23 protein-coding genes are annotated in these 23449 nt (G+C 64.8%); 12 read left to right on the forward strand and 11 right to left on the reverse strand.

The features are described from left to right. Positions 1 to 17 precede the first annotated feature (17 nt). From VXD91_RS06255 to VXD91_RS06270, 4 genes are all read left to right on the forward strand, one after another. Positions 18 to 1094, forward strand: coding sequence for an AraC family transcriptional regulator (locus VXD91_RS06255; RefSeq protein WP_346414947.1), 1077 nt, complete (start codon positions 18 to 20; stop codon positions 1092 to 1094). A gap of 73 nt (positions 1095 to 1167) precedes the next feature. Next, positions 1168 to 2319: an acyl-CoA dehydrogenase family protein gene (locus VXD91_RS06260; protein WP_346414948.1), complete on the forward strand. Its 1152-nt coding sequence runs from the start codon at positions 1168 to 1170 to the stop codon at positions 2317 to 2319. After that, the gene (locus VXD91_RS06265) at positions 2316 to 3437 is read left to right on the forward strand and encodes a CaiB/BaiF CoA-transferase family protein (protein ID WP_346414949.1); all 1122 of its coding nucleotides are present in this window, start codon (positions 2316 to 2318) and stop codon (positions 3435 to 3437) included. The genes VXD91_RS06260 and VXD91_RS06265 overlap by 4 nt, the downstream gene beginning before the upstream one ends. After that, positions 3424 to 4908, forward strand: coding sequence for an aldehyde dehydrogenase family protein (locus VXD91_RS06270; protein WP_346414950.1), 1485 nt, complete (start codon positions 3424 to 3426; stop codon positions 4906 to 4908). The genes VXD91_RS06265 and VXD91_RS06270 overlap by 14 nt, the downstream gene beginning before the upstream one ends. Before the next feature lie 9 nt (positions 4909 to 4917). Here the strand turns inward: VXD91_RS06270 and VXD91_RS06275 are convergent, their stop codons facing one another. The 11 genes from VXD91_RS06275 to VXD91_RS06325 form a co-directional block, all read right to left on the reverse strand. Beyond that, positions 4918 to 5700 (reverse strand): mannan-binding family protein, encoded by a 783-nt coding sequence (locus VXD91_RS06275; RefSeq protein ID WP_346414951.1) that lies wholly within the window; start codon positions 5698 to 5700, stop codon positions 4918 to 4920. Between the two features lie 11 nt (positions 5701 to 5711). After that, complete coding sequence (locus VXD91_RS06280; protein ID WP_346414952.1) at positions 5712 to 6314, reverse strand: Mce protein; 603 nt, start codon at positions 6312 to 6314, stop codon at positions 5712 to 5714. A gap of 16 nt (positions 6315 to 6330) precedes the next feature. Beyond that, on the reverse strand, positions 6331 to 7581 hold the full coding sequence (locus VXD91_RS06285; RefSeq protein WP_346414953.1) for an MlaD family protein: 1251 nt from the start codon (positions 7579 to 7581) through the stop codon (positions 6331 to 6333). Further along, the gene (locus VXD91_RS06290) at positions 7578 to 8756 is read right to left on the reverse strand and encodes an MlaD family protein (RefSeq protein ID WP_346414984.1); all 1179 of its coding nucleotides are present in this window, start codon (positions 8754 to 8756) and stop codon (positions 7578 to 7580) included. Before VXD91_RS06290 ends, VXD91_RS06285 begins: the two co-directional genes overlap by 4 nt. A gap of 47 nt (positions 8757 to 8803) precedes the next feature. Next, a complete protein-coding gene (locus VXD91_RS06295; protein ID WP_346414954.1) occupies positions 8804 to 9922 on the reverse strand; it encodes an MCE family protein in 1119 nt (372 codons plus the stop codon). Next, on the reverse strand, positions 9919 to 10977 hold the full coding sequence (locus VXD91_RS06300; protein WP_346414955.1) for an MCE family protein: 1059 nt from the start codon (positions 10975 to 10977) through the stop codon (positions 9919 to 9921). The genes VXD91_RS06295 and VXD91_RS06300 overlap by 4 nt, the downstream gene beginning before the upstream one ends. Further along, the gene (locus VXD91_RS06305; protein WP_346414956.1) at positions 10970 to 12049 is read right to left on the reverse strand and encodes an MlaD family protein; all 1080 of its coding nucleotides are present in this window, start codon (positions 12047 to 12049) and stop codon (positions 10970 to 10972) included. The genes VXD91_RS06300 and VXD91_RS06305 overlap by 8 nt, the downstream gene beginning before the upstream one ends. After that, the gene (locus tag VXD91_RS06310) at positions 12046 to 13602 is read right to left on the reverse strand and encodes an MCE family protein (RefSeq protein WP_346414957.1); all 1557 of its coding nucleotides are present in this window, start codon (positions 13600 to 13602) and stop codon (positions 12046 to 12048) included. Before VXD91_RS06310 ends, VXD91_RS06305 begins: the two co-directional genes overlap by 4 nt. After that, positions 13603 to 14460: an ABC transporter permease gene (locus VXD91_RS06315; protein WP_346414959.1), complete on the reverse strand. Its 858-nt coding sequence runs from the start codon at positions 14458 to 14460 to the stop codon at positions 13603 to 13605. Position 14461: 1 nt separating this feature from the next. Further along, positions 14462 to 15331: an ABC transporter permease gene (locus tag VXD91_RS06320; protein WP_346414960.1), complete on the reverse strand. Its 870-nt coding sequence runs from the start codon at positions 15329 to 15331 to the stop codon at positions 14462 to 14464. Between the two features lie 148 nt (positions 15332 to 15479). Continuing rightward, positions 15480 to 16019 (reverse strand): Mce protein, encoded by a 540-nt coding sequence (locus VXD91_RS06325; RefSeq protein WP_346414961.1) that lies wholly within the window; start codon positions 16017 to 16019, stop codon positions 15480 to 15482. 195 nt (positions 16020 to 16214) lie between these two features. On the opposite strand from VXD91_RS06325, the gene VXD91_RS06330 reads away from it, so the two are divergent. The 8 genes from VXD91_RS06330 (at position 16215) to VXD91_RS06365 (ending at position 23446) form a co-directional block, all read left to right on the forward strand. Further along, positions 16215 to 16874: a TetR/AcrR family transcriptional regulator gene (locus VXD91_RS06330; protein ID WP_346414962.1), complete on the forward strand. Its 660-nt coding sequence runs from the start codon at positions 16215 to 16217 to the stop codon at positions 16872 to 16874. 94 nt (positions 16875 to 16968) lie between these two features. Further along, positions 16969 to 17634 carry a TetR/AcrR family transcriptional regulator gene (locus VXD91_RS06335; RefSeq protein ID WP_346414963.1) on the forward strand — a complete coding sequence of 222 codons (666 nt, stop codon included), beginning with the start codon at positions 16969 to 16971 and terminating at the stop codon, positions 17632 to 17634. Positions 17635 to 17757: 123 nt separating this feature from the next. After that, positions 17758 to 18963 (forward strand): lipid-transfer protein, encoded by a 1206-nt coding sequence (locus VXD91_RS06340; protein WP_346414964.1) that lies wholly within the window; start codon positions 17758 to 17760, stop codon positions 18961 to 18963. A 55-nt stretch (positions 18964 to 19018) separates the two neighbouring features. After that, positions 19019 to 19459, forward strand: coding sequence for an SRPBCC family protein (locus VXD91_RS06345; RefSeq protein ID WP_346414965.1), 441 nt, complete (start codon positions 19019 to 19021; stop codon positions 19457 to 19459). After that, positions 19434 to 20336, forward strand: a complete 903-nt coding sequence (locus tag VXD91_RS06350; RefSeq protein WP_346414966.1) for a MaoC/PaaZ C-terminal domain-containing protein — start codon at positions 19434 to 19436, stop codon at positions 20334 to 20336. Before VXD91_RS06345 ends, VXD91_RS06350 begins: the two co-directional genes overlap by 26 nt. A gap of 22 nt (positions 20337 to 20358) precedes the next feature. After that, entirely contained in the window at positions 20359 to 21225 is an 867-nt protein-coding gene (locus tag VXD91_RS06355; RefSeq protein WP_346414967.1) for an SDR family oxidoreductase, read from the forward strand. Then, positions 21222 to 22484: an acyl-CoA dehydrogenase family protein gene (locus VXD91_RS06360; RefSeq protein WP_346414968.1), complete on the forward strand. Its 1263-nt coding sequence runs from the start codon at positions 21222 to 21224 to the stop codon at positions 22482 to 22484. Before VXD91_RS06355 ends, VXD91_RS06360 begins: the two co-directional genes overlap by 4 nt. Before the next feature lie 65 nt (positions 22485 to 22549). Beyond that, on the forward strand, positions 22550 to 23446 hold the full coding sequence (locus VXD91_RS06365; RefSeq protein ID WP_346414970.1) for an alpha/beta hydrolase: 897 nt from the start codon (positions 22550 to 22552) through the stop codon (positions 23444 to 23446). Positions 23447 to 23449: the final 3 nt, after the last annotated feature.

Raw genomic sequence — 23449 nt, forward strand, 5'->3', positions numbered from 1 at the left:
CGCCGGCGGCCATGCCGATGACCGAACAACTCAGATCAGTTGACCCAAACGCGCACGGACTATGGTTTGCGATTGTGACCGGAACACCCGCGAGCGATGTGCCTCATACCGTGCCGATCGGGCGTATCCAGGCGTTCGTCAGGTTTGCGCTGGCCAACGGCTGGGATGTATCCGCATTCATGCACCGGGCCGGTGTGTCTCCGATGTTGTTGGCCGAAGGCCGATCCCGGGTCACGACAGACCAGGCGACGATCTTCGTGCGTGAATTGTGGCGGGTAACTGATGACGAGCTCCTCGGCTTCGGCACCACCCCGGTGCCGCGCGGCACTTTCCGCCTGGTTTGTCATGCGCTGATCGGCACTGCCGCGGACCTGCGTGAGGGCTTGCAGCGGTTCGTGGAGTTCAATGGCGCATTGCCGGGTACCCCGCCGATACACGTCGAGTTCGGTCCCGAAGAGACGACGTTGTCGATCGATCTGAGTGCCGTCGACGGTCCCATCGATGTTCTCGTCGACGCGCTCCTGGCGATCACGCAGCGGTTTCTCGAATGGTCGATCAATGCGCCGCTGCCTCTGCACCGCATCGAGGTGCCGTATCCGAAGCCTGGCGACATCGACGACTATGACCTGATTTTCGGCGCGCCAGTCGTTTTCTCTGCACCGATGCCCGCGCTGGTGATCAACAGCAAGATCCTCGGCTCACCATTGGTGCGCACGCAGGAAGAAGTCGAGTCGTTCGTCCGCAATGCCCCGGCCGACTTTCTCGCCCGGCGCGATTACGCCACGTCGCTGTCGGACCGGGTACGGCACATGCTTCAGCGCGGACTCAACGGTCCGGGACCCAATACCGACGACATCGCCCGGGCGCTGGCGCTCAGCCCGCAGAGCGTGCGGCGCAAGCTGCGTGAGGAGGGAACGTCGATCCGTGAACTGCGCGAGACGGTCCTGCGCGATGCTGCGATAGCGGGTTTGGCCCGTGGCGACGAGTCGATTGCCGAAATTTCTGCGCGACTGGGCTTCTCGGAGCCGAGCGCGTTCACCAGGGCGTTTCGCCGATGGACCGGTAGCGCGCCCCGGTCATACCAGCCCCGGTAGGCGCGTTTCGGTCAAGCCATGTGATCGCCGCGGTCATGGCTGCGCAGCCCCGGTACGCCATAGCGTCCCTGACATGACTCAACAACATCGCTCGGGATGGATGGACAAGGATCTGGATGCGCTCGCCGACCTGGCGCGGCGCTTCTTCGAATCCGAATGTGCACCGCACGAGGCGCGCTGGGCAGAACAACATCACGTCGATCGCGATGTCTGGACGCGGGCCGGCGAGCTGGGACTGCTCTGCATGAGCATTCCCGAGGTCTACGGCGGCGGTGGCGGTACGTTTGCCCATGACGCGGTGGTCTCGATCGAACAAGTTCGGGCCCTGGCACCGAGCTTCGGCGGCATGCTGCACAGCGGCATCATCGCCCACTACATCAACTCCTACGGCACGGAAAGCCAGAAGCAGCAGTGGCTGCCCAAGATGGCTACCGGTGAAATCATCACCGCTATCGCCATGACAGAACCCGGTACGGGTTCCGACCTGCAGGCCATCAAGACGAAAGCCGTCAAGGACGGCGACAACTACCGCATCAGTGGCGCAAAGACTTTCATCTCCAACGGCTTGTTGGCCGATCTGGTGATCGTCGCGGCCAAGACCGACCCGGACAGCAGAGGCGTGGACAGCGTTTCGCTGATCGCTGTCGAAACCGATCGCGCCGGGTTCCGCCGTGGCCGCAACCTGCACAAGATCGGCCAGCACGGCCAGGACACCTGCGAGCTGTTCTTCGACGACGTCGAGGTGCCGCAGACCAACCTGATCGGGGACACCGAAGGCCTCGGGTTCATCCAACTGATGCAGCAACTGGCGCAAGAACGGCTCTTCCTGGCCGTCGCCGCGGCCGCGTCGATCGAGGTAGCGGTCAACCTGACGGTGGCGTACACCAAAGATCGTGAGGCGTTCGGGCGTCCGGTGTTCGGCTTTCAGAACAGCCAATTCGAGCTTGCCGAATGCGACACGCTCAAGACGGTGGCGTGGACCTTCCTCGATGACTGCATCGTCAAACACCTTGGGGGAGAACTCGATATCCCCATGGCAGCCAAGGCGAAGTGGTGGCTCACCGAGCAGCAGTGCCAGGTCATCGACCGGTGTATGCAGCTTTTCGGCGGCTACGGGTACATGTCCGAGTACCCCATCGCGCGGATGTACACCGACGCCCGGATCCAGAAGGTGTACGGCGGTACCAACGAGATCATGAAGACGATCATCGCGAAGGCACTGTGATGGCGGGACCACTCACCGGGCTGCGGGTCGTCGAGATCGCCGGCCTCGCGCCGGCCCCGTTCGGCTGCATGATTCTCGCCGATCTCGGGGCCGAGGTCTTGCGGGTCGAGCGCGCCACCGCCTCGGACGGACTGACACCGCCAGCGGGGCCGCTGGACCGCGGCAAATACAGCCTCGCCCTTGATCTGAAGAATCCGGACGACCGGGACCGCCTGTATGCGATCACCGACAACGCGGACGTCTTCGTCGAGGGATTCCGGCCCGGTGTCGCCGAACGCCTGGGACTCGGCCCGGCCGACATGAGTAGCCGGAACCCTCGCATCGTGTACGCACGCATGACCGGATGGGGGCAGCAAGGTCCACTCGCACACACTGCCGGTCACGACATCAACTACATTGCCTTGTCCGGGGTACTCGAACTGGTTGGCCGTGCCGACGAACGACCCGTGCCGCCGGGCAACATTGTCGGTGACTTCGCCGGTGGTGGAATGCTCTTGGCCCTCGGCGTCATCGCGGCGCTGTACGAACGCTCACAGTCGGGCATCGGCCAGATCATCGACGCGGCGATGGTCGATGGTGCGGCCCTCTACACCGCGTTCATGCACGGCCTGCATGCCAACGGCCTTTGGAACCAACCACGGGGCCACAACATGCTCGATGGCGGCGCACCGTTCTACGACACCTACGAATGTGCCGACGGGCGTCATGTCGCGGTCGGTTGTGTGGAGTATCCGTTCTATCTGCAGATGCTCGAACGCCTTGGTGTCGATGACCCGGATCTGCCGTTTCAGCTCGACACCACCGGCTGGGCTGAGCTCAGGGCTCGCATCGCCGCAAAGTTCAAGCAGCGCAGCCGCGATGAGTGGGCCGAGCACTTCGCAGACAGCGATGCCTGCGTCACGCCGGTCCTGTCGCCGTGGGAAGCCCACGAACATCCGCACAACCAGGCACGTGGCGCCTACCTGGAGATCGACGGTCTTCGCCAGCCCGCCCCGGCGCCGCGATTCAGCCGCACCGCCGCCGGAGTTCCGGCGCCGATGTCGACCGAAACGTCAGATGTCGAACAGCTCCTCAGCAGGTGGAGCGTCGCCGCGTCGAGTGCTCATGTCGGCAGCTGAAACGACTGCTCGCACAATCCGGTCGGGGCCGCACGCCGGCGGCGTCGTACCGGAGCTGGCACGTCGACTCCGAGACGCTCAGGGCGAGTGGGAAGCGATGGGTACCCGGGGCCGGGCCTCGTGGTTGCTGCGATACCGGGACTGGTTGTTCGACAACCAGTTTGAGATCGTGACGGCGATCCAGGACGAAACACACAAGGTTCGGTCGGAGGCAGCTCTCGAAATCGCCTATGCCGCTGAGGCGATCAACTACTACCGCGGCCAGGCCCATCGGATTCTCGCCGACGAGCATCCCCGGCCGCGGTCGCTCATCACCGTCAACAAGCGAATTCAGCACCGCTACCGTCCCTATCCGCTCGTCGGGGTGATCACGCCTTGGAACTTCCCGATTGCCCTGGCGATGATGGACGCGGTGCCCGCGCTGGCCGCCGGTGCCGCGGTCATCGTCAAGCCATCCGAATTCACCACCGTCGCCACCCGATTCGTGATCGATGGATGGAATGAGATCGGTGCACCTGCCGTACTGGCCTGCGCCCCCGGAGACGCAGGCGCGGGCGCAGCGGTGGTCGACCACGTGGACTACGTCCAATTCACCGGCTCGTGTGCGACGGGGAAGCTCGTTGCCGCTGCTGCAGCGCAGCGTCTGATCCCGTGCAGCCTGGAACTCGGCGGAAAGGATGCGATGCTGGTGTTGGCCGACGCCGACCTTGGCCGTGCTGCTCGGGGCGCCGTGTTCGGCGCGTTCTACAACACCGGACAGGCCTGCGTATCGGTCGAACGCGTATACGTCGTCGACGCGGTGTACGACGAATTCGTCCGGCGCGTACTCGACGAAACGGCACGGCTGCGTCACGGCGTCGAGGGGGAAAATGCCCGCGCCATCGACATCGGTCCGATGATCAATGAAGCACAGCTGGCGATCGTCGAGCGGCACGTCACCGATGCCTGTGCCCGTGGCGCCACAGTGTTGACCGGGGGAAGCCGCACAGAGGAAACCCTGTTCTTCGCGCCCACGGTGCTGACGGATGTCGACCACTCGATGCTGTGCATGACCGAGGAGACGTTCGGTCCGTTGCTGCCCATCATGCGGGTCAGTGGCGAGATGGAAGCCATCCGGCTGGCCAATGATTCGCGTTACGGTTTGTCGGCCAGCGTCTGGACGCGCGACCGCGCCCGCGGAAGACGGGTGGCGGACCGGCTCGAGGTCGGAGCGGTGAACATCAACGACGTGTTGACCAACGTCGCGGCGTTTCCCGCAGCCATGACCGGTCGTAAGGAATCGGGGATCGGTGGGCGGAACGGTGGCGCCGCGGGCATTCGCAAGTACTGCCGCGTTCAGACGACGATGTGGAATCGGGTTGATCTCCAGCATGATCCGCATTGGTTCCCGTATACGCCCGCACGGACCGCGATGGTCAAGGCCGTGCTACGAATCAGCGCCGGGCGGGGCCTGCTCCGCAAACTCGGCTGACTCGAGACTTCAGCTGTACTCAGGGCGCAGGATCGACGCGAGGGCCGTGAGCGGGATGTGCGGCTCGACAGTGCCACCGTCCATCGACCACTGCTGAAGCTGGTCGTACTGGATCGGTGAGTCGTGGCCGACCGGATAGTCCGGCATGTACAGGATCAACTCATCGGGCGTCAGTGCCCAGGCCCGGTAGCCGCCGGAGTACGGCTTGTCCGCTGTCCAGCGGTCGGGCGAGAACGGGTAGGCACCCGGTGCGTGCTGCCAGGCTGCTGCTCGGTCGAGGGCTTCGGAGATGAATTGCCCGGCCAGCGGGGGAATGGCGGCGCCGGGCTCCACTCCCGCCCTGACGATGTCGCTCAGCGCCAACTGTTTTCCGGTCGCCATGTCGAACGTGAAGGTGCGGTAGGCGTTGTTGATCCACGGTCCGTCCGCGTGATAGTCCTCGTGGAACACCACGCTGAGGGCGTTGCCGTGCCGGAATACCTGAAAATTCGATTCGCCCCAGCTGTCCTGAACCATCGAGGCGCCTTTGGCCCGCCAGTTGGTGTACAGGTCGCATAGGTACGGGCGAAGTATCGGGCCGGTAATGGGGTTGTCCACGAGATCACCCGGTACTGCCACCTTGATGTCGCGGGTCGCCTTGCGTTGCGAGAGCACCGACGTGTGGCAGTACTGGCCATCCCAGTCACCACCGAGTTCTCCGCAGAACGACGGCGCGGAGGCCGCCGACGTCGGCGCGGTGGCGATGGTGACGCCGATACCGATCACGGCTGCTGCCAAACGGTTTCCGAACATGTCAGCAGCTCCTAGGGCAGTTCGACCTTGCTTGCCAACCAACGCCCGTCCACCAGTTCCATCGTGATCTTCATGCGGCTGCGGTCGACGCGCGGGTCGGGGCGGGCAGTGTTGCTGACCGTTTGGTTGACCATCAACAACACGACCACCTTGTCTCGCGATACGGACTGGATCGCCGAATCGGTGACAACGCCGTGCGCCGTCGCTTTGTTGTCGATCAGCAATTGCCGAAGTTGCAGACTGGATTTGGTGTACATGTCCTTGAACTCGCCGGTTGCGCCGTTCAGCACCGTGGCGAAGTTCTGGTCGACGCTGTTCGAGTCGATGCTCGTCAACACCTGCGCGTACTCGATCGCCTTGTGCTGTGCTGCTTTCCCGGCCTCGGCCACTGCGTGCGCCTGCCAGAGCTGCCAACCGAGGAACCCGGCCAACCCGTATGCGCCGATGAATGTCGTCAGTATCAGGGTCCTGACGGTGCGGCGGCGCCACCGCTGCGGCGCGGCCGGTTCGGGCGAAGTGTCCTGCAGGACGTCAGTCGAATCCTGCTCTGCCACGGTGTCTTCGATATCGCCAGCATTGTCGACATCGCGGTCGTCATGGGTCGTCACTGTCATGATTGCTCCTCGGGCGTCAGTGCGGTGGTTCGATCGGCAGCGTCGGCCCGCCGTAGGGGGTGGGAATGGTGAAGCGGCCCTTGGGCGTCGGGTCCGCGGTCTGGCCCAGGTTGGCGCCTGGTGGGGGACCGGCGGTGTCGTCGCCGGCCGGTCGCGGAGCATTCTTGGCTCCCCGGATCAGCACTTCGGGATCGTCGTCCCGGCAGTAGGTGTGAAGGAACGGCTCGGGAAAGTCGGCCGCCGACGACACGCGTCGCGGGGTGCCGTAATCGCACACGTAGCGCGGGTAGATGTCGCCCGTCGCCCACAATCCGTTGTCGTGGAAGACGCTCGTGATGGCTCCGACTGTCGAGCCGCGATAGTTCGGAAAGAGTGCATTCAGTGCCGGAACCCGTACATACAGCAGTTGTGATGTCGTGACCAGATTGGCGAGCAGGCCCACCATGGTGTCGGAGTTGTCGTTGAAGAGGTTGTCAACCGACGACAGCAGTCCCGGTGTCTGGTCGAGGAGCTTCCGGTAACCGGGGTCCATCTTGTTGACGCCTGCCAGTACCTGGCCGGCGTTCCGCGATGTCGCGGACAGGCCCGCATCGACGTCGGCGAGCATCGTGAACACGACCCGGCTCGACTTGAGCAGACTCACCGTCTCGGGGAGTACCGAGTCGAGCGTGGACAGCAGGAAGGTGCCGCCATCGACGATGTCGCGGAGTTTGTCCGGGCCTGCTCCGCTCATGCTGAGCTCACGTTTGATGAGAGTCAGTTTGGCCGGATCAGTCTGGGCGAGAATCCCATTGGCGTCGGCGAGCAGCTCCGACAACGGGATCGGCGTGCTGGCCTGCCGCTGGCTGACGACGCTACCGTCGGCCAGGTAGGGCCCGTTGTTCGAGGCGGCCTGGAAGTCGATGTACTGCTCACCTGCCGCAGACAGCCCCGACACCCGCACATGACTCGATGCCGGGATCTTGATGTCCGAGTTGATCGTGGCGACGGCGCTGACACCCGACGGGGTGATCCGCAGTGACTCGATGCGCCCAACCGGTACGCCGCGCATGGCGATGTCCTGGTTGGGCAGCAGGCCGCCGGAATTGGGCAGCGCGATGGTGATCCGGTACGTGGAGATCGCCGGGTTGAACCGCAGCGCGCCGATCAACAGGTAGGCAGTCGCGAGCACGAACGTCAGGGCCAACGCCAGGCCGGAGATCCAGGTCCGCCGGCGGTGACCGGCGCGAACCATGTCGACGATCACGGTGCAGATCGTGTCGATCACCGCGGTGCCTCCTGGTCCGCCGGTCCAGTTGGTGGTGGCCGCGGATGGTCGTCGACGGCAGGTGGCAGGGGTGGGCCCACGGGTGTCCACTGGTTCTGGCCCATCGGGGTGTCCGGGCCTTGGCCCACGACGCGTTCCTGCAGTCGCCACAGCGCGTATTTGATCGATCCGACCAGCTTGGCCCAGTCGTAACGCTTGGGTCCGTGGAACGCCGGATCGCCCTTGAACCCAGCGTCCGGCATCGACCCCAGGACCAGTCGATCGATCGACGCCCGTACCGAGATCGAGTCGCTCGACGTGAGTTTGACGAACGGCGGCATCAGTCTGTTGAGGGCGGCGAGGCTCGTATTCGGGCTCTGCGCAACGTCATTCCACGCACCCGCGATGGTATTGGCGTCGCCGATGAGGCTGTGACCGCTGGTGTCGGTGCCCGCGATCGACGGGAACTTGGCCAGCTGGCGACTGGTGGCACCGACCTGTTCGATGACGTCGGCCAGTTGATCGGTGTTGGTGGACAACACTTCCGTGGCCGGGCCGGCGGCGGCCAGGATGTCGGTGATGGCCTGGTTCTTTTCGCTCATGCGGTCGGCGAGCCGGGCGGTCTCGGTCACTGCCGCGTCGACCTGGTCTGATCGGGCATTGAGCTTGGCCAGCAGTTCATTGGACTGGGCGATGAGGTTGCCCAGTGCCCGGCCCTGGTCGCCCGTCGCCTTTCCGGCACCGTTGACGAAGTTGGTGAAGTTGCGCACGGCGCCACCGTTGACGACCAACGCTGCTGTGCTGAGCACTGATTCGACCGTGGCGGCCGCTGTGGTGGATTGCAGGCCGATGGTGTCGCCACCCTTGAGCAGCGGCGCGGACGGGTCCAGCGGGGTGGGCGGCTTGATCGCGACGAAGACGTCGCCGAGCGGCGTTGCCGAGCGTAGTTCGGCGGTGCTGGTCATCGGTATCCGGACGCCGTCCATGATGCGCAGGGTCGTCACCGCGGTGTAGTTGCGCGCGGTCATCGATTCGAGTTGCCCCACATCGGCGCCGGCGAGCTTCACCTTGGCGTGCGCCGGGAGATTCAGCGCGTTGGAGAAGACGGCGGTGATCAGATAGCCGCCCGTGCCGATGCCCGGTGCCGGCAGCGGGAGGCTGCCCAGCCCACTCGTGGCACACGCAGTGGTGATCATCGCGGTGGTCACCGCGATGGCCAGCGCCCGTGTCGTGCGCCGCGTCGTCACTTCTGTCCCATCGCTGCGAGGCCGTCCAACACGTAGGTCAGGCCGAAGTCCGGGCCGTAATCCTGCAATGTGCCGGTACTGCAGCCCAATTGGCGTAGGTGCATGAGGTTGCACATCTCTTTGGGCAGCTGGCTCTCGGTCAGCAGCTTGTCGGCGAGTGCGTGCACGCGAATGGAGCCGTTGGTCTGGTCGACGGTGTTGTAGATGTTGTCCAGTGCCAGCGGCAGGACATCGAGCAGCTCGGACACCTCGCGCTGACGGTCGACCAGTGTCTTCACCGCGGTGTCGCCATTGATCACGCTCTGCTTCAGATGGTCGCGGTTCTGGTCGATGAGAGTTGTTGCCTGTGCGACGATCTGGTTGATCATGCGGCCGGTGGAACCCGATCCCAGATCCTCGTCGGCGAGCACCTGGGTCAGCTGACGGGTGGTGGATCCGAACTGGCGCACTTTGGCGTCATTGCGGGCAGCGGCATCGACCAACGAGCTGAGGTCGCGGATGATCGTGGTCAGTTGGTCTCCGGTCTGCGCGCCGCCGTCGGAGCTGAGTCGCAGTGCGTTCGAGAGTTCGTCGAGAGCAGCCTTGATCTTCTCGCCGTTGCCATCTGCGGTGCGGGCGCCGGCGTTGATGATGTCGGCCACCGGTCCGCCACCGTGGCCATCGCCCTTGAGCGATTTGGAAATCTTGTCGAGCATGTCGAGTACCCGGTCGAATGCGACTGGAGTCTTGGTTCGCTCGAGGCCGATCGTGTCGTGGTTCTGCAGCAGCGGCCCGCCGTGATAGGCAGGTGTCAGTTCGATCTGCCGGTCGGTGAGGATCGATGTGCTGATCGTGACGGCGTGGACGTCGGCGGGAATCTTGACGTTGCGGTCCACGGTGAACTCGACTTCGACGTAGCCGCCCCGCGGCGTGATCTTGGTGACCGTGCCGACCGGCATGCCGAGTACCGCGACGACGTTGTCGCGATAAAGCCCTGCCGCACTGTCGAATTGGGCGGTCACGGTCATCGTGTCGAGCCGGGACTTGATGTGGTACACCCCGAATCCGGCCGCGGCGAGGATTATTACGGCGATCGCGGCGACCAGTGTGATGGCTTTGCGCCTACCGGTGCTCATTTGCAGTCCTTGAAGTACTCGATCATGCCGAATTGCTTGGCGCGCCCACTGATCGCGCACATCCACGAGTCGATGGCGATTCCGTTGGGCAGATTCATCTCCACAACCGGGCCGTATCCGGTGGCGTTGGTCAGGCCACGCAGTGGCACCGGGGCAATCTGAAGCAGGTTGCGGAACAGGTCGTCGTGCTGGCCGATCATGTTGGTGAGCACATGCAGGTCGGCCAGCATCTTGCTCAGCATTGGCCGGTCGTTCACCACGATCTTCTCCAGTGTGTCGGCCAGACTGGCCAGCGCCGCGAGCATGGCGTGGAATGTGGCTCGGCGCTGGACGAATTGGCCGATCAGGTCCTGGCCCTGGTCGATGAGACTACCCAGGTTGCTCTGCTGAGCTCGGAGTGTGTTGGCCACCCGCTGGGTGCTCTTGAGCAGGGTGCCGAGTTGGTCGCGCCGGCCCGCGGTGATCGTCGACAGGGTGCGCAGGTTCGCCATGGCGGCGGGGATGACCGCCGGCAGACCGTCGAGCTGCGTGCCCAGGACGGCGAGCGACTGCGCGAACTGATCGGAGTCGACCTGATCGAACGTCGTGGTCGCATCTTGTAGTGCGGACTGCAGGTCGTACGGAACCTGGGTGCGGGCAAGGCTGATCGTCTTGTTCGGCAGTGCACCTTGGCCGTCGGGTGCCAGCTCCAGATAGCGGGACCCGAGGATCGTCATCACTTTGATGGCCGCTCTGGTGTCCCGGCCGAGCGGGATGTTGTCACGAATCTTGAACCCGGCCGTGACGTGGTCGCCGGCGAGCGCGATGTCGGAGACGGTCCCGACCTCGATTCCGGCGATGGTGACGGGGTTTCCGGGGCGCAGGGCCGCGGCCTGCGCGAATTCGGCTGTGTACCTGGTGTATCCGACGCCGAGCAGCTTGACGAACAGCGATGCCGCGACGAGCACACCGACCACGGCCAGCGCCATGATGCCCAGCCAAGTTCGGTTGTACGACTCCAGTGGACGGCGCCGGCGGCCGCGCCGATGCGGTGTGATGGTCGATGAGTCAGCCATTGGCCATGTTCCTGCACCTCGGGGTGTGCTGTCCCAGGTTCTGGGTGGTGATCGGGTGGTCATTGCCCGGAGTCGCGGCGTTGACGATGAAGGTGGTGATGTCGTTGAGCCCCGGGAAGAAACCGGTCGCGTTCAGGTCGCAGGCGTACGCGTTGCCATATGAGCCTTGCTCGACGAGCCGGGCCAGCCCCTTCAGCAGCAGCGGCAGGTTGTCGCCCATGAACGCCAACTGCGGTTCGATGTCGATCAAGTGGCTGGTGAACCCGGGTTCGCGGGTGATGAGCTGATCCAGGGCGGGGTAGACCTCATTCATCACCGTCGACAACCGGCGCGAGACCTGCGCGAACGACCCGATCGAACTCTGCAACTCCGGACGGCGCGCATCGAAATCGGCGACGACATTGTGGGCCTGGCGGAGTGTGTGGTCCAGCTCGTCGTTCTGGCGGGCGACGTTCGCGGTGACCTTGCTGAGGCTCGTGATCAGATCGCCGAGGGCCTGGTCGCGTCCGGACAGCGTTCGGGTGAGCGTCGAGGTCTGGTCGACGAGCTTGACGAGCGATCCCTGATCGCCCTGAAGCGATTGGATGACACCTTTGGTGAGGTCGTCGGCCTGCTTGGGATTCAGCAGGCTGAAAAGCGGTTCGAATCCGTTGAGCAGGGTGCCGACATCGAACGATGATTCGGTTCGCGCCAAGGGGATAACGCCTCCTGCCGGCAGGAGGTCGGTGGCGCCGGACTTGTCCAGGGAGAGTCCGAGGTAACGCTGCCCGATGATGTTCTGGTAGGTGACCGAGGCGATGGTGTTGCGGTACACATGTTGGTCGCTCTGCACGATGAACGCGACCCGTGCCTGTTTCCCGTCGAGGTCGATCTTCTCGACACGGCCCACGCGAACGCCGGCCATGCGCACGTCGTCACCTTCCCGCAAGCCGAAGACGTCGGTGAACACGGCCGCGTAACGCGTCGTCGAACCCGCCACGTCGCGGCGCAGCGTGGCGTACACGAGCCACGTCAGCACGGTCGCGACCGTCATGAAGATGGACAGCCCGATCAGTGGCCCACGGAACTTCATTTCTGCCCCTCTGCATTCATCGAGACGGTCATGCCGCGCACCACCGGACCGAGCAGCAGTTGGGTTGCCACGGATGCCGGACGCACCTGCCCGGTGAGCACGCCGAGTTGGCTCCGTTCTTGTTGGCTACCAACAGGACCCACGTTGCCGCCGTACGCCGCGGGTGCGGCCTCGGCGGGCAGCACGGGCGGCTGGGGGACCAGCGGTGCCGTCGCCGGAGGCATCGGCGGTGCGTCGTCGGGATCGGCGGTCCCGGGCACCCGGGGCGCCGGTCCCGTCCACCACGGGAGCGGTGGGTTCGGGTCTGCCAGATTGGGATTGGGGTTGATCAGCGGTGGGCCGACGGCGACGAGATTCCCATCTGGGCCGACGACCGTGCCCGGTGGCGGCGCGAGATCCTTTGGCGGCTGGTAATTCTGGGGCAGCAACACCTGGGGTAGGTCGGGCCGGACCGAAATCTCCGGCGCCGTGAAGCAGCTCGGACCCTTCAGCTGGCCGTATTGGGGACAGTCGGCCCGGGTATAGGTGTAGGTCGGCGTCAGCGACAGGTTGATCCGTATGTTTCCGGTATCGAAGTCCGGCAGCCAGACTTCTTCGAAGAACTTGTCGGACAGCGTCTTAACCCTGGCGAAGATGGGTTCGAACTTGTCGGCGTTGTTGGCGAACACGCCGAGGACGGGCGTGAGGTTGTGCGTGATCTGGATCAGCTGGTCGGTGTGGTTGTCGAGTGCCTGTCGCGTGGTGCCCAGTGTGTGCAGTGATCCGGCGAGCAATGTGCTGAGTTCTGCGCGCTTTTCGGCGAAGGTCTGCATGGGTTTGACCGCCTGATGGAGGGCGTCGACGAGTTCGGGAGCCGTCGACTGCAGGCCGCGCGTCGCGTCGACCAATGCCTGCACCGTCGACGGGCCGGCGTCGGTGGCAACAATGGCGTTGAGCTGGTCCAGTATCCGGCTGAGTTGGCCACCGGCGGCGAGCAACTTGCCACCGCGGTTCTCGGTGGCGGCGCCGACGGCGGCCAGGATGCCGGTGCTGTGGTCGTCGCGTCCGCGGGCCGTGGCCGCGAGAATATCGCGCAGCTTACTGATCGTGGTCTGGAAGATGACCGTCGGCAGCTCGGTGTCCTCGGGGACATGCGCGCCGTCGCGGATGGTGGTGCCGGCAGGCTGTTCGCCCGGCCGGTCGACGAGTTGCACCGAGGACACCGCGAAGACGTTGCTCGGCACCACGCGCGCGGTCACGGTGGCCGGAATGTCTTTGGCGTACTCGGGTTTCAGGTTGATGTGTACGTAGTTGGGTTTCCCGAACGCCGCGGGGTCGACGTCGTCGACGGTGCCGACCAGCAGCCCGTGATATTTGACGTCGGACTGCGCCGGCAGGCCGTCGCCGACGTTCACGAGGTCGGCGACCACCCGGACGTAGTCGTCGAGCCGGCCGGTGGACTTCAGCAGCATGGTCGTGGTGATCACGGCCATCACCAGCAATACCCCGGCCCCGCAGGTGAGTAGTTGTGCTTCGGAGGGGCCGCGGCCATCGGTATCCAGTGAATTCGCCATCTAGCCACCGAATCTCGCGCCGGCATCGATGCTCCACATCGCCATGGTGAGCAGCATGTTGAGGACGATCACCACGGTGATGCTGGCTCGCATGGCGTGCCCGGCGGCGACGCCGACCCCCTCGGGACCACCGCTGGCGTAGAAGCCGTAGTAGCACTGCACGGTGGAGGCGATCCAGACGAAGACCACGCATTTGATCACCGAGTAGACGATGTCCTTGCCGCTCAACATCATTGCGAAGTAGTGCGTGTAGGGGCCGAGGGAGCCGCCGCTGACGATTCCCGCGACGACCTGACAGGACACATAGGTGAACGCCAGGCATGCCACGTACAGCGGGATGACGGCGATGATCGCGGCCATCAGCCGGGTGGTGACCAGGAAGGGGATGGGCCGGATCGCTATCGAATCCAGCGCGTCGATCTCTTCGGCGATTCGCATCGCACCCAGTTGCGCGGTGAACCGGCAACCGGCCTGCATGGCGAACGCGAGTGCGGCCATGATCGGCGCGAGCTCTCGGGTGTTGACCAGCGAAGAGATGATGCCGGTGGCCGGGCCGAGGCCCAAGAGGTTGAGGAAGTTGTAGCCCTCGATCGCCACGAGTGCACCCGCGGTGACACCGAGCACGACTGCCACACCGGCGGTACCGCCGCCGACGACGATGGAGCCGTTGCCCCAGGCGATGTCCGAGAGCAGCCGCAGGAATTCCTTGCGGTATTGGCGCAGTACCGCGGGAACCGACACCACGGCCCGGATGAAGAAGACGAGCATGTGCCCCAAGCGGATAACCGGCTTGCTGGTTCTCTGGTAGGCACGCACGACGGGCCGGGCGATGGCCGGCATGTAGGTGGCGACGGTCATGTCACAGCCCCGCTCGTGGGAAGAGCATGTTGTACAGCTGACTGATGCCGACGTTGACGATCATCAGCACCAGGATCGCCTCCACCACAGCGGCATTCACCGAATCGGCCACGCCGGTCGGCCCACCCCTGGTGGACAGTCCCTTCTGGCAGGCGACGATAGCGACGATGGCGCCGTACGCGATGGCCTTGACCAGGGCCAGCACCATGTCTTCCGGGGTGGCGAACGACGAGAACGTCGCGACGAAGCTTCCGGGCGCGCCGTGCTGGAAATACACATTGAACAGGTAGCTCGCCAAAAACCCTACAAAGCAGGTGATTCCGGTGAGCGCGACACCGATGGTGACCGCGGCGGCGAAACGCGGGACCACGAGACGCCGGATCACCGAGACGCCCATGACCTCCATGGCGTCGGTCTCCTCACGCATCGTGCGGGATCCCAGATCGGCCGTGATGGCCGAGCCGACCGCCGACGCCATCATCACCGCGGCCACCAGGGATGCAGCCTGCCGAATGATGGCCAGGCCGCTGGCGGCCCCGGCGAGTGAGGTGGCGCCGACTTGATTGGCCAGCAGGGCGAATTGGATGGAGAGTGTCACTCCGATCGGAAGCGCCACCAAAATGGTTGGCAGAACGGCGGTTCCGGCCATGAAGGCGCCCTGCCGAAGGAACTCTCCCCATTGGAATCGGCCGGTGAACAAGTCGGCGAAGAAGTACTGGACGGTGCGCACACCGAGGACGTACTGGTCGCCGACCGTGGTGAGTGAGGCTCGGGGGTGCCGCTTCACGTACCCGGTGGTCCACTCACCGATGGCGGCGGCGCCCTCGGTCCTGTTGGCGTCGGTGGGAAGCCCTGCGTGGTACGTCGTCATCGACGCGGCGGCTGGTCGAGCGCGACAATCAGCAGTCTTTTAGTCATCAAATATTGATTGATGTCAATAATGATCGACACATCCTCTGCTGCTGTGGTGGGAACGGCGGTGGTCAGCGGCGGGGGAGTCGCCCTGGTCGGTCGTCGTGTCACGACAGGTCGACCTTGCTGGCGAGCCAGTGCCCGTTCACGTCTTGCATGGTCACGGTGACGCGGCTGCGGTCCAATTGCGGTGTGGGGGTGGTGGCGTTGCGTACCGACTGGTCGACGAACAGGATGACCTGAACTGTGTCTTTGGTCGCGGTCTTGACCGCGGCGTCGATGACGGTGCCTTGCGCAGCCGCCTTGTTCTCGACCAGCGCGCGCCGCAGTTGCCCGCCGGCTGCGGTGTACAGCCGCTTGAAGTCGCCGGTGGCACCGTTGTTGACGGCGGTGAAGCTCTGGTCGATCCGGTTCGGATCGACCGTGGTCAGATTCAGTGTGAACGCCTTGGCGGCGTCCAGTGCGGCGGCTGCGGCGGCGTTGACCTGATGTTGCTGGAACAGTAGCCAGCCCTCGTAACCCGCGGCGCCCAGCGCGGTCGCGAGCGCGAGGGCGGCAAGCCGTCGCCGTGTGGTGGAGCCGCGGATCTGCGCTCGCGCGGACTCGGCGTCTGTGCTCTCAGAAGCGTCGTCTGGAGATTTCGTCATGAGCAATTCGCCCTTCGTCTTGCTGCGAAACAACGGGGCCGGACCGAACGGCGTCGGGCCGCAGTGCCACGAATTAGTACACAACAGCGATCCAATGTCAATTAGCTGCTTTAATGATCTGAGGCGAGTCGAGTCGCTCCGCTGCGGCGGTGTGATCCAATGGATTCGAGCTTTCAGGCATGCAGGAGTAGGTGAATGAAGACGACCGAGGCACCGGCAAAGCGCACTCGTGGTCGGCCGCCCGGCGGTGGCAATTCTGCTGATCAGTCGTGCGAGGCGCTCTTGGACGCGGCGGAGCGGTCGTTGCTGGAGCGTGGGTATCGCGCGTCGACGATGGAGGTCATCGCAGCGGAGGCCGGCTACACCCGGACGATGGTCTATCGCCACTTCGCCACCCGCGACGAGTTGATGGATGCGGTGCTGATGCGCCGGACGGCGCAATTGGTGGCGAGATTGGTGAAGCGCCAAGCCAGGACGGCGGGTGCCGGCGCCAAGATCGTCGAGGCCATCGTCGAGTTCGTCACCGGGATGGCGCAGGACCCGGTGTACATGATCCTCACCGATCGAAGCGATCGCGAGAACATCGCGAGTCTTCCCGCTCGCGAATCTCTGGTCGCCGCAGTGGAGGCGCTCCTCATGGGCATTCAGCACGGCGGCGGAAAGCCGTTCCTGCGCAAGGGTCTACGCCCTATCGATGCCGCACACTTTGTCATCACCTCGACGCTGGCGCTGCTGTCGGGGCTGGTGCCCGGCGGTGACGACCCGGAGCAGATTCGGCGATACGTCCGGGTGTTCGTGCTGCCGGCGCTCATGACTGACGCGCCGCCTGTCGAGGCGGTGTTCGAGGTCGGGTAACCGCCGCCCAGGAGGCTCCGCATATTGCCGATCGGCACATTTACATACCGATCGGCATCGTTTATGGTCCGGCTTTGATCTGCGTCCACGTAAGATGCAACGCGTGACTGCAGGTGTGGAGGGGCCGGCCAGGCGACGTACGCAGGCCGAGCGCAGCGCCGCCATGCGCACTCGCCTGCTGGATGCCACGGTGGAATGCCTGGTCACCTACGGTTACTCCGGCACCACGACACAGCGGGTCGCCGAGATCGCGGGCGTCACGCGCGGTGCGCAGGTCCACCACTTCCGGTCGAAGGAAGACCTGGTGGCGGCCGCTGTCGAGCATCTGGCCGAGCAGCGCGTCCAGGCTGCGATCCGTGATCTCGGGCGGGTCGCGAACACTCCAGATGCAGTGTCGATGATGTTGGACTACCTGTGGGAGTCGCATCAAGGACCCATCTTTGTCGCCACGCTTGAACTTTGGGTGGCGGCGCGCACCGACCGGGTGCTGGCCGAACACATCGAGCGCGTCGAGCCCATCGTCATCGGGGCGCTGATCGGTGCACTGGCCCAATTGGTTCCGGACCGGGCCGCGCAGAAGGAACTGCGTGATCTCTCTTTCACTGCCATGGATGCGCTGCGGGGGATTCTGCTCTCGAGCTTTGTGGATCGCGATATGAAGCGGGCCAAGAAGCGCTGGGACCGCGTGTGTGCGCAGCTGCGCGGACTGCTCGACGAGGCTCTCGTCGCTGAAACGCTGAACGGCGAAATCTCTTCCTGACCAGTCCTTTTCGGGGCGTTTCGGGCATCTGACCGACCTTGGCCGCAATGGGTTCCGGCTGCCCTCTTGTAAAGATACAAACAGGTTGGTATGTTTCTGTCACCGCACAGAAAGAGAGGGTTCATGCCCAACAAGGTGTATGTGATCGGCGTCGGCATGACGAAGTTCGAGAAGCCCGGCGCTCGGCTCAATCCGGACGGGTCACCCTGGGACTACCCGGACATGGCTCGCGAGTCCGGCTCAAAGGCATTGGCAGACGCGGGAATTGACTACCGTGAGGTTCAAGAGGCGTACGTGGGATATGTCTACGGGGAGTCGACGTCAGGTCAGCGGGCGGTTTACGAGCTCGGCATGACCGGCATTCCGGTCGTCAACGTCAACAACAATTGCTCGACCGGGTCCACCGCGCTGTATCTCGCGGCACGGGCGGTGCGCAGCGGCCTGGCCGACTGCGCGCTGGCTCTCGGCTTCGAGAAGATGCAGCCCGGCTCGCTCGGCTCGACCTACGACGACCGCGAGCAGCCCATGGCGAAGCACTTCCTGGCACTGGCGGAGATCTCCGAGGTGCTGTTCCCGCCGGCGCCGTGGATGTTCGGCGCGGCCGGTCGCGAGCACATGAAGCAATATGGTTCCACCGCTGAACATTTCGCCAAGATCGGGTACAAGAACCACAAGCATTCGGTCAACAACCCGTACGCGCAGTTCCAGGAGGAGTACTCCCTGGACGACATCCTGGGCGCGCGGATGATCTACGACCCGCTGACCAAGCTGCAGTGCTCGCCGACGTCGGACGGCTCCGGTGCGGCGATCCTCGCGAGTGAGGCATTCGTCGACAAGCACGGGTTGGCCGACCGCGCGGTGGAGATCGTCGGACAGGCGATGACCACCGACTTCGAGAACAGCTTCGACGGCACCTGTAAGGCGCTGATCGGCTACCACATGAATGTCGCTGCCGCACAGCAGGTTTACGAACAGGCCGGCCTGGGCGCCGAGGACTTCCAGGTGATCGAGCTGCACGACTGCTTCAGTGCCAACGAATTGTTGCTGTACGAAGCGCTGGGGCTGTGCGGCGAAGGTGAAGCCGCGAAGCTGATCGACAACGGTGACACCACCTACGGCGGACGTTGGGTGGTCAACCCTTCCGGCGGTCTCATCTCGAAGGGGCATCCGCTGGGCGCCACGGGCCTGGCGCAATGTGCCGAGCTCACCTGGCAGCTGCGCGGCACCGCCGACAAGCGTCAGGTCGAGAACGTCACGGCCGCGCTGCAGCACAACATCGGCCTGGGTGGGGCCGCCGTCGTCACCGCTTACCAGCGCGCCGAGCGCTGAACCGAAACATCAACGAACACAACACAACCGATCAACAAGAACTAGGAGTACAACCATGGGACACATCGAAGCCACCAAGCAGCTGTCGGCCAGCCCGGAGGCGCTGTGGTCGATCGTTTCGGATCTCTCCACCTGGGACAAGTGGTTCACCGTCCACGAGAAGTGGCTGAGCGACGTGCCCGCGACCGTCGCCCCGGGCACCACGCTGACCGCGAAGATCGTCATGCTCGGTATGGCCAACAAGATCGAATGGACGGTCCAGAAGATGGACGCCCCGACTTCGTTCGCGTTGTCCGGGACCGGCATGGCGGGTGTGAAGGCGCTCTTCGAGTTCACGGTGACGCCGTCTGGTGACGGTTCGGAGTTCAAGGTGGCCGGCGATTTCGAGGGTGCGCTGGTGAAGGGCGCGCTGGCCAAGGCCGTCGAGAAGGACGGCGCCAAGCAGCTCGACAAGACACTTGAGCAGCTCGATGCCCTCGCCACGGCGGCGGTCTGACGTGGTGGAGCCGGTAACCGAGTTCGACAACTCGGGACTGAATGTCTGGGCTGACCCGGAGACCTTCGAGGTCACCCGGGAACGAATCGCCGAGTACGCCGCGGCGACCAACGACCCCATCGAGGCGCACCGCAGCGGTGATATCGCGCCGCCGGTGTTCGCCATCGTGCCTGCGTTCGACGCGCTGATGGGACCCGTGATCGACGTCGTCCCGATCGAGATCTTCGGTCGAATCGTCCACGGCGAACAGGATTTTCACTTCCATCGTCCGATCCGTCCGGGAGACAAGCTGACGTCGCGGGCCCGGGTGATCGGGTACGACACCGTGGATTCGGGCGCGCGGGTGTCGATTCACCTGGAGTCCCGGGCACAGGACGGCGAGCTGGTCAATGAGCAATACCTGATCGGTTTCTTCCGCGGTGTCAACGCAGGCGCGGCGGTCGGAGAACAAGTGCCCGACCACAAGTTCGACACTGCGCTGCGCGACGGAGCACCGTTGGCCAAGGTCGTGCAGCACGTCGACGCCGACCAGACCTTCCGGTACGCGCCGGCTTCCGGTGATCCGATGCCGATCCACCTGGAGGAAGAGGTGGCCAGGGACGCCGGTCTGCCGGGCATCATCGCGCACGGTCTGTGCACCATGGCGTTCACCTCATGGGCGTTGCTCACCGAGGTCGGGGGATCGGATGTGAACCGGCTCAAGCGGTTTGCGGTGCGGTTCTCGAAGATGGTGCTGCCCGGTGACGATCTCGAGACCCGGATCTGGCAGACCGGAAGCAGCGCCGGTGAGACGACCTACGCGTTCGAGACCGCGCGCAATGGAGCAGCCGGCGAGGAATTCGCCATCACCGACGGCCTGGCCGTCTTCGCCGACTAATTGACTTGAAAGGACCTCAGACATGGGAGCTTTGGCAGGACGGATCGCCGTCATCACCGGCGCCGGGCGCGGCATCGGCCGCGAACACGCGCTGCTGTTCGCGCGGGAGGGGGCCAGCGTCGTCGTCAACGACCTCGGTGGGAGCAACTCCGGTGAGGGTGCCGATGCCGGACCGGCACAGGCCGTCGTCGACGAGATCGTCGCCGCCGGCGGAAAAGCCGTCGCCAACACCGACAACATCGCCACCTGGGATGGCGCGGCCGGCCTGATCGATCAGGCGGTCAACGAGTTCGGTGGTCTCGACATCGTGGTCAACAACGCCGGGATCCTGCGTGACGGTTTCATCCCGACGCTCGAGGAATCGCAGTGGGACGCTGTGGTTTCGGTGCACCTCAAGGGCCACTTCTCGGTGCTCCGGCACGCCGCCGCCTACTGGAAGGCGCAGAGCAAGGCCGGTAACCAGCCGAACGCCTCGGTCATCAACACGGCATCGGGGTCGGGCCTGACCATCCCCAACGCGGGCCAGGCGAACTACGGCGCGGCCAAGGCGGGTATCGCGGCGTTGACGTTGGTGGCGGCCGAAGAACTCGAGCGCTATGGCGTGCGGGCCAACGCCATCGCCCCCATCGCGCGCACCCGGCTCACGCTCGCCACCCCGGGCATGGGTGCCCTGATGGCCGAACCCGATGAGGGCGAGGTCGACCTGTTCAGCCCGGCGAACATCTCGCCGCTGGTGGCCTACCTGGCGACCGAGAAATGTCCCGTCACCGGAAAGGTTTTCGCGGTGCAGGGCGGTGCGATTTCCGAACTCGGCGGCTGGCACGACGTGTCGACCATCGAGACCGACGGCCTGTGGGAGATCGACGACATCGCGGCGAGGTTGTCATGATCGAGTGGTCTGAATCCGATGAACTCATTCGCGAGAGTGTCCGCGAGTTCATCGACAAGGAGATCGAGCCGCACCGGGACGGATTGGAGCGCGGCGAGATATCGCCATATCCGGTCGTGCGGAAACTGTTCAGCGAGTTCGGACTTGACGCGGTGGCCGCGGAAGCGATCAAGACCATGCTGGACAAGGAACGGACCAAAGCGGAAGCGATTGCCGCGGGGGATACCACACCGGAGAAGCGCTCGGCCGGCGCCATGGGCGATCTCGGTGGTCAGATTTCGATGGCCGCGGTGCTGGTGTCCGAGATCGCCGGGGTCAGTATCGGTCTGCTGAGCACCGTCGGCGTCAGTCTGGGATTGGGCGCGGCCACCATCGCCAGCCGCGGCACCTTGGCGCAGAAGGAACGCTGGCTGCCCGAGCTGGTGACGCTGGAGAAGATCGCGTGCTGGGCGATCACCGAACCGGATGCCGGCTCAGATGCGTTCGGCGGCATGAAGACCTACGTCAAGCGTGATGGGGCCGACTACATCCTCAACGGCCAGAAGACGTTCATCACCAACGGCCCCGATGCCGACGTGCTGATCGTGTACGCCAAGTTGGATGAAGGCCATCCCGATGCCGATCGCCGCAACCGCAAGGTGCTGACATTCGTCCTCGAGGCGGGGATGCCGGGGCTGACGCAGGGCAAGGCTTTCAAGAAGATGGGCATGATGTCCTCGCCGACGGGCGAGCTGTTCTTCGACAACGTGCGCATCACGCCGGACCGTCTGCTCGGCGAGACCGAAGACCACGGCGGCGGCGACGGGCGGGAAAGCGCCCGGGCGAATTTCGTCGCCGAACGGCTCGGCGTCGCGCTGATGGCGTTGGGCATCATCAACGAATGCCACCGGCGTTGCCTCGACTACGCCAGGACCCGCACGCTCTGGGGCCAGAACATCGGGCAGTTCCAGCTGATCCAGCTCAAGCTGGCCAAGATGGAGATCGCCCGAATCAACGTGCAGAACATGGTGTTCCAGACACTGGAGAAGGTGCAGGCCGGCAAGATTCCATCGCTGTCGGAGGCGTCCGCGGTCAAGCTGTACTCGTCGGAGGTCGCGACCGAGGTGGCCATGGACGCCGTGCAGCTGTTCGGTGGCAACGGTTACATGGCCGAGTACCGCGTGGAACAACTCGCCCGGGATGCCAAGTCGCTGATGATCTATGCGGGCAGCAATGAGGTCCAGGTGACCCACATTGCGAAGGGGCTGCTCGCCGGATGAGAACCGCGGCCCCACTCACCATGATGGCGATTGTCGATCGGCTGGCAGCGAACTCGGCTGCACGCATGACTTTCGGTGTCGCCCTGCGGCTGCTGACCGCCAACCCGTGGTTGATCACCCGGCTGCGGCCGGCCGCGAACACCGCGATCGTCGGCCTCAGCCCCGTGGTCGCCGGAACCCGGGTCGAGCCGGTCGACGCGCCACTGCGTGGTGAGTGGGTCCGCGCTCCGGGCGCCCGCGACGACGCAGGCGTCGTGCTGGTGCTCCACGGCAGCGGCTACCTGATCTGCTCACCGCGCACACATCGCGGGTTCGCGTCGTACGTCTCGCAGCATTCGGGGCTGCCGGCCTTGGTCATCGGTTATCCGCTGGCTCCGGAGAACACCTTTCCCGCGGCCGAGGACGCGGCGATGGCCGCGTATCGGTGGCTACTGGTCCAGGGTTACGACCCACGCAAAGTGGTGATCGCCGGCGATTCGGCGGGTGGTCACCTCGCGGTGGCGACGGCCCTGCGGGCCAAGCGGGAAGGGCTACCGGCACCCGCGGCCCTGGCGTTGTGGGGCCCGTTGATCGACCCGGCCTACCGAGCGCCGATGGCTGACCCGAGGGTGCGCCGGCAGCCGTTCGACCCACGGGGAGCCGCCCGTGCCGTGGCGTTGTACGTGGGTGGCGCCGATATCGAGGACCCACGGCTGTGCCTGCTGAACGCTGACCTCGCGACCCTGCCGCCCATTCAATTGCACTATGGCACAAGGGAAGTGATGCGTGCCGATGCCGAGGCGTTCGCTGCCCGGGTCGTGGCCGCCGGGGGCCACTGCGAGCAACGCGTCTGGCCGGGACTGGCGCACGCCTATTGGATGTTTCCGCGCACCCGCGACGGAAGTCTGGACAGCATGACGGCAGGCGGTGAGTTTCTCCGGGCGGCCGTGACGCAGCCCGGCCGGCCCGTGGCACAGGACTGAAGG

This window comes from Mycobacterium sp. SM3041 (genome assembly GCF_039668335.1).
GTDB lineage: Bacteria > Actinomycetota > Actinomycetes > Mycobacteriales > Mycobacteriaceae > Mycobacterium.

Bases quoted from the DNA above. Each gene is read 5' to 3' on its own strand.
- VXD91_RS06365 (WP_346414970.1), top strand. From the start codon at position 22,550: ATGACTTTCGGTGTCGCCCTGCGGCTGCTGACCGCCAACCCGTGGTTG.
- VXD91_RS06340 (WP_346414964.1), top strand. From the start codon at position 17,758: ATGCCCAACAAGGTGTATGTGATCGGCGTCGGCATGACGAAGTTCGAG.
- VXD91_RS06270 (WP_346414950.1), top strand. From the start codon at position 3,424: ATGTCGGCAGCTGAAACGACTGCTCGCACAATCCGGTCGGGGCCGCAC.
- VXD91_RS06305 (WP_346414956.1), bottom strand. From the start codon at position 12,049: ATGAAGTTCCGTGGGCCACTGATCGGGCTGTCCATCTTCATGACGGTC.
- VXD91_RS06275 (WP_346414951.1), bottom strand. From the start codon at position 5,700: ATGTTCGGAAACCGTTTGGCAGCAGCCGTGATCGGTATCGGCGTCACC.
- VXD91_RS06255 (WP_346414947.1), top strand. From the start codon at position 18: ATGACCGAACAACTCAGATCAGTTGACCCAAACGCGCACGGACTATGG.
- VXD91_RS06350 (WP_346414966.1), top strand. From the start codon at position 19,434: ATGCCCTCGCCACGGCGGCGGTCTGACGTGGTGGAGCCGGTAACCGAG.
- VXD91_RS06310 (WP_346414957.1), bottom strand. From the start codon at position 13,602: ATGGCGAATTCACTGGATACCGATGGCCGCGGCCCCTCCGAAGCACAA.
- VXD91_RS06280 (WP_346414952.1), bottom strand. From the start codon at position 6,314: ATGACAGTGACGACCCATGACGACCGCGATGTCGACAATGCTGGCGAT.
- VXD91_RS06290 (WP_346414984.1), bottom strand. From the start codon at position 8,756: ATGATCACCACTGCGTGTGCCACGAGTGGGCTGGGCAGCCTCCCGCTG.
- VXD91_RS06315 (WP_346414959.1), bottom strand. From the start codon at position 14,460: ATGACCGTCGCCACCTACATGCCGGCCATCGCCCGGCCCGTCGTGCGT.
- VXD91_RS06330 (WP_346414962.1), top strand. From the start codon at position 16,215: ATGAAGACGACCGAGGCACCGGCAAAGCGCACTCGTGGTCGGCCGCCC.
- VXD91_RS06320 (WP_346414960.1), bottom strand. From the start codon at position 15,331: ATGACGACGTACCACGCAGGGCTTCCCACCGACGCCAACAGGACCGAG.
- VXD91_RS06355 (WP_346414967.1), top strand. From the start codon at position 20,359: ATGGGAGCTTTGGCAGGACGGATCGCCGTCATCACCGGCGCCGGGCGC.
- VXD91_RS06345 (WP_346414965.1), top strand. From the start codon at position 19,019: ATGGGACACATCGAAGCCACCAAGCAGCTGTCGGCCAGCCCGGAGGCG.
- VXD91_RS06300 (WP_346414955.1), bottom strand. From the start codon at position 10,977: ATGGCTGACTCATCGACCATCACACCGCATCGGCGCGGCCGCCGGCGC.
- VXD91_RS06335 (WP_346414963.1), top strand. From the start codon at position 16,969: ATGCAACGCGTGACTGCAGGTGTGGAGGGGCCGGCCAGGCGACGTACG.
- VXD91_RS06260 (WP_346414948.1), top strand. From the start codon at position 1,168: ATGACTCAACAACATCGCTCGGGATGGATGGACAAGGATCTGGATGCG.
- VXD91_RS06360 (WP_346414968.1), top strand. From the start codon at position 21,222: ATGATCGAGTGGTCTGAATCCGATGAACTCATTCGCGAGAGTGTCCGC.
- VXD91_RS06295 (WP_346414954.1), bottom strand. From the start codon at position 9,922: ATGAGCACCGGTAGGCGCAAAGCCATCACACTGGTCGCCGCGATCGCC.
- VXD91_RS06325 (WP_346414961.1), bottom strand. From the start codon at position 16,019: ATGACGAAATCTCCAGACGACGCTTCTGAGAGCACAGACGCCGAGTCC.